Origin of the sequence: Rickettsia australis str. Phillips (assembly GCF_000273745.1) — a bacterium.
In the GTDB taxonomy this organism is placed as follows: Bacteria; Pseudomonadota; Alphaproteobacteria; order Rickettsiales; family Rickettsiaceae; genus Rickettsia; species Rickettsia australis.
In genome coordinates this window covers 1-5,190 of record NZ_AKVZ01000008.1, presented here as the reverse complement: position 1 = coordinate 5,190, position 5,190 = coordinate 1, and the positions used below count along the sequence as shown (strand labels likewise).

Genomic DNA, 5,190 nt, shown 5'->3' with positions numbered 1-5,190 from the left:
AGGTCAAAACGGTTGCGTGGACCGGTAAATGCTCTTTATGTCATTCTTAGCTAAAGCTGGAATCTAGAAAAAAAGTATAAATACAGAAAATTTTTGAAATTAAAAGCTTGATTTATCTCGCTTTATGCTGGATTCCTTGCTTCCGCAGGAATGACACCGATATCCACGTAACAATACCTCCTCACAATGACGACTCGGTATCCACACAGGCAATGTTTAGGCTATGTAACAACGTCGCTTAAAATACCCATAAGCCGAAAACTTATAGGTATTACTAAAGATATATAATAACTTTTATTAGTGTATTAGGAAACACCACAATTTGAGGTATTAGTATCACTAGATACCATATTAACAATATCTGGAGCTTTAAATAATATAATGATTGCAGTAACTACTACTAAAGCTACTTCCCACTGCAATTTTCCCCTTAATGTTTGAATTCCCAGAACAATTATACCGACAACAGCTATACCTTTTGCAGTATTGCCTCTGAATACTTTAATTAACTTACACAATGCATCACCTACAGGATCGCCGACATTACTACCTAAGCTATCAAAAGCTACCATAATAATAGCAACGCTTAAAATAGTAAATAGTATGCGTAATGATAGATTATAATCGATTAATTCTTCGTTTAATTTACGAATAGGAAAGTTCATATGTTTACCTCAATAAAATAATTAGCATTTAAAAAAGTAATGTATAATTTATTTATATATAAATCAACTCCTAAATATATGCAATTTTAATTAATATGCAAAAATATTTTAAAAACACTTATTTTAAGTAACATTATAATCACATATAGTATAATTTAGCTTCCAAATATATAAACAAACGTAAATAAAAATAACCAAACCACGTCCACAAAATGCCAGTACCATACAGCAAATTCAAATCCTAAATGTCCATTACCTTCTGTAGTAAAATCTCCTTTTTTTGCTCTAAAGTAGCAAACTATTAGAAATATAGTACCTATAATTACATGAGCTCCATGAAAACCCGTGGCTAAGTAAAAATTAGAAGCATATATACCATCCGTGAATTTAAACGCCGCATGATAATATTCATATGCTTGCATAGTTGTAAAAAATATTCCAAGCAATATGGTAAGAGCAAGTGCAGTTACGCAATCTTTTTGATTTTTTTCTTCTAAGGCATAGTGAGCACCAGTAACGGTAGTACCCGATAAGAGTAGTATTAAAGTATTGATAAAAGGAATATCAAATGGATCAAAAGTTTTAATTGTAGGTGGAGGCCAAATTCCCTGCTTTACAACCCATACACCGTCTAAAAGACCTACGGGTGATAGACTTGATGTAAAAAAAGAAGCAAAAAATACACCAAAAAATACTATTTCCGTTAAAATAAATAACGCCATACCTATTTGTAAACCTTTTCTAACAGGACTAGTATGCTGATGTTCTACTATTCCTTCTTTCACTACATCTCTCCACCAAGAATATAAACAGTAACCTACTGAAATAACTCCTGCAGATAAAATATATATATTAAATTTGTAGCCATGCATGAATGAGACGCCGCCTATAACCAAAAGAAGTAAAGCAAAAGATGTTAGGACGGGCCAAGGGCTTGGGTCTACTATATGGAATAAGTGTGATTTAGTAATAGGATGTGAATTTGGATTCATATTTTATTTTATCATTTTCTAATTATACTTACGAATAGATATACGAAAATCAACTTGGAAAAGAGAGCAATGAGTCTATAAGTCGAGGAGCGGAGCGTATAATAAACATTCAGTATTCGAGGACTTACAAAGACGAGATAGTCAATTTTTCAAGTTCTATCTTAATATATAAATAAATATAAATTATTATTGATGTAAAAGCAAATTCTAGACACAGATTATATAGAAAATATATCTCGTAACTCAGAATTACATTATTTATTATTAATAACAACTAAATCTCTTGGCTCTTTATATTATTCAACTAATATATAGACCACTAATAATATTTAAGCTCCATTGTTGTAAGACCAATCTGTCAAAACTTAATATTAAGTGATGCCAGTGGTCTATTATTATAAGTGAGTAAAATCATGAAGTATAATGTAGGTTGTTGTCTTACAGCAACGGAGCTTAACCCTTGGCACCTTTATTTATTCATTCTAGATTAGGTTTAGGCATAAATTAAATAAAGGAATTACGAATAGTATTAGCTTATGTTTAATAAAAATAAAGATTTATTAATTCTAAAAAATACAAATGCAAAAAATAAAGAAAAAATTAGAAAAAAGTTTTTCTTTTCATCACCATTTCTAATAATATTATTAATGTTTTTGTATTATCTTCTTAATATCTTAGAAGTAAAATATTTCTAGATTTTTCAACTAATCAAGCTGTTAATTCTAAATTTTCTTACTTAAAATTATAGAGATATGACAAATTATCTTCACTATTTTACTAGTTATTTCTGCAAATATTGCCTCAGTACTATCATTCATTATAGCAATATTTTTATGTTCAATTTCATCAAATCGAAATTTAATAATATTATTTAATAATTCCGGCTCAACATTTTTATTTTCTAAATAATTTATTTGCTGTTCATAATGTTTTTCTATTACTTCTTCTATACTCTCGGTAACAAGCATCGCCGTTTTTATTCCCATCAAGGAAGATAAAGCACCAAGTAAAAATCCGTAATGATGCCAAAAAAATAATAAAAACGTGGGTCTTACTTCTTTTTCTAGTAATTTTTTTTCAAAATAATTTAGATGGACCTCTTCGTGATCAAGCATTTCTTTAATTAATATATGATCATTGTGAGATTTGATATATTTTAGTTGCCCTTGATAAATTCTCTTTGCCCCATACTCTCCAGCATGATTAACTCTAATTATTTCGTGAATTTGTTTGTTAGGGTCAGAAAAATCAGGCTTGGGCATACATTTGCTAATTATATTTTCCTTTTAAATAATTTATGCACCTCTGCATCATATATGAGTTGTTGCATGGCTCGTTTATGTCATTCCTGCGAAAGCTGGCATCCAGTAGAACATATAAAAAACTAAATTTTTTATATGTTTATTTTATCAAATATGTAATTTTTATAATCAATATTAAAGTTGTTTTTTCTGGATTCCCGCCTATGCGGGAATGACATCAATAACTTTCTGAAGTAAATCAAAACCAGCAGGATTTAATTTATAATCCACCTCCGCTTGTTGTAACAGTTTTAAAGTCTCTAAACATTCAGTTAGGCTAAGACTGTTTGCTATCTTTGTAAAATCATTAATATATTGATAAAAAATCGGTGGGAATAATGATTTTATTGCGAGTTCCAAACGCGCACCGTTTTTTACTTTCGATAAAACTATGTATAAATTTAAATAATGCCTTATTAATGCTCTAATAATTAGAACTTCATTGATATTTTGTTTTTTTAATATTTCCAGCTCTTGCAGAAAATTACTATAATCTTTTTTTGAAAAATACATTGCTAAATCACTGCCGTTTGCCGTAATTTCGCTACTTATAACTTTTAGAACATCGTTTAAAGTAATTTCACGTGCATCATGAACAAAACATATCAATTTATTTATTTCGCTACAAATTAAATCATGATCACCTTTTAAATGCGCTTTTAAATAAGTGATCGCTTCTTTACTTATAACTTTATTAGTTTTTTCTACTTTACCTAAAATAATTCGTTCAATTTTTGCTTCATCGTCATGATAACAAGCAACTGCCGCTAAATATTCTTCTGTTTCAAAAAACTTTCTAATGCTTCCACTTGAAGTAATTTCTTCCCCTATAAATACAGGAAAATTTATATAATCACTGCTTAGAATTGTTTTTAAATTCTTATCAAGTGAACTCCCAATTGATCTAATTTTAATTAATTCTTTTTGACCAAAAAAATTATGCGAATTAAGTAATATTTCTACAGATGAAATATTAAGATCTGCGTATTCTATAGAAGTTTGTAGCATATTTAAGCCTTTTACTAAGTGCTTACAAATTTTTTCTATATATCCTTTGTCAGGACCATATAGTAAAAGAGCTCTAATCTTTCCAGCTTTTATTAGTTCAAATAATCTACCTATTTGTGAAAAATAAAATTTCATAGCTTAACTATTTCCGTGTTAAATATAAAATTAATCTGCTACGAATTTCTTCTGCTGCTTGATATGCCAAGTCTATTCCTGTTTCATCTCTTTCAACATTTGTTGCATATGGTGTAAAAATAGCATTATATGACGTGTTTTGGTAAAACTTCTCTTCAATTAAAACCTTTTGGCTTTCTATATCAATTAATTTATACCTAACTAATTGATTAATATACTCCCTTAAAACATTGGAGTTTTTTTCAATAGTAGCAGGCATAGTTGTTGCGATAAGCTCTGCTTTAAGCAAGTATTTTGCTTTTGCTTTCTGAGGTAAAATACTAGTTAAACGATGATAAAACTCAGCTCCTTCAATTGTTCTAATCGGTTCCACTTTAATAGCTTCTAAATCATTATTTCTACTGTATTTTTCACTATATACCGGTTTTAAATTACAACTACTCATTAGAAAGAATATAATTACTACAAATAAAGAACGCATATACTAGATTAAGATTGGTTTTTTATATTAATAACAGTTTATTTCGATTTTGTGAAAGAAAATTATAATAATTAGCATTTGTTAATACTTATAGTAATAATATATTAATTTATATTGACATTTATAAATAAGACTTATATTACCGCTTCAAAATAATTGTAAGGTATTAGATGTTATTAGATAAACTCGTTCTAGGTATTCAATAGAAGTAAAAGCAGCATTGACAAAAATAAAAACATGTTGTCTTTTCCTAAAGAAAGAAAAAGTAACTTTAATAAAATATAACTCAACAGCAAATATTGAAGCACTCAAAGTAAATACAGATGAAGCTAAAATTGTAAAGATTACAAAAGAGGATTTTGAAAAATCGTGTGAGTTATATGAAGAAAAATTGACAATATTAGCACAAAAACTATCATCCTAAACATCAATTATTTATTATGATTATAACCATGTAACAGAATATTATGTTGGAGCCCTAGGAAAAGAAAGACCTGTCACTGAGTTATAATTTTTAAGCTTAAAATATTTCATAGTAAGTTTTACATACTTACCGTTTTTTATTAAAGAATTTTCTACATCTTCCTTACAAATCTAATGCTCTATAC

The 5,190-nt window shown here is 28.3% G+C and carries 5 protein-coding genes and 1 pseudogene; 1 reads left to right on the top strand and 5 read right to left on the bottom strand.

Annotated features, from left to right (window positions below; translation table 11 throughout):
* Nucleotides 1–305: 305 nt before the first annotated feature.
* The 5 genes from A452_RS0100870 to A452_RS0100845 all read right to left on the bottom strand — a co-directional run bounded on the left by A452_RS0100870 (nt 306) and on the right by A452_RS0100845 (nt 4,582).
* Entirely contained in the window at nt 306–665 is a 360-nt protein-coding gene (locus A452_RS0100870; protein ID WP_014413115.1) for a TrbC/VirB2 family type IV secretion system protein, read from the bottom strand.
* A gap of 155 nt (nt 666–820) precedes the next feature.
* A complete protein-coding gene (locus A452_RS0100865) occupies nt 821–1,657 on the bottom strand; it encodes a cytochrome c oxidase subunit 3 (RefSeq protein WP_014413116.1) in 837 nt (278 codons plus the stop codon).
* 722 nt (nt 1,658–2,379) lie between these two features.
* Complete coding sequence (locus A452_RS0100855; protein WP_014413117.1) at nt 2,380–2,919, bottom strand: demethoxyubiquinone hydroxylase family protein; 540 nt, start codon at nt 2,917–2,919, stop codon at nt 2,380–2,382.
* 201 nt (nt 2,920–3,120) lie between these two features.
* Nucleotides 3,121–4,101 (bottom strand): DNA polymerase III subunit delta, encoded by a 981-nt coding sequence (gene holA, locus A452_RS0100850; RefSeq protein WP_014413118.1) that lies wholly within the window; start codon nt 4,099–4,101, stop codon nt 3,121–3,123.
* A gap of 7 nt (nt 4,102–4,108) precedes the next feature.
* On the bottom strand, nt 4,109–4,582 hold the full coding sequence (locus A452_RS0100845; protein ID WP_014413119.1) for a hypothetical protein: 474 nt from the start codon (nt 4,580–4,582) through the stop codon (nt 4,109–4,111).
* Nucleotides 4,583–4,752: 170 nt separating this feature from the next.
* Here A452_RS0100845 and A452_RS11675 point away from each other — a divergent pair.
* Nucleotides 4,753–5,093, top strand: a pseudogene (locus A452_RS11675) (hypothetical protein).
* Nucleotides 5,094–5,190: the final 97 nt, after the last annotated feature.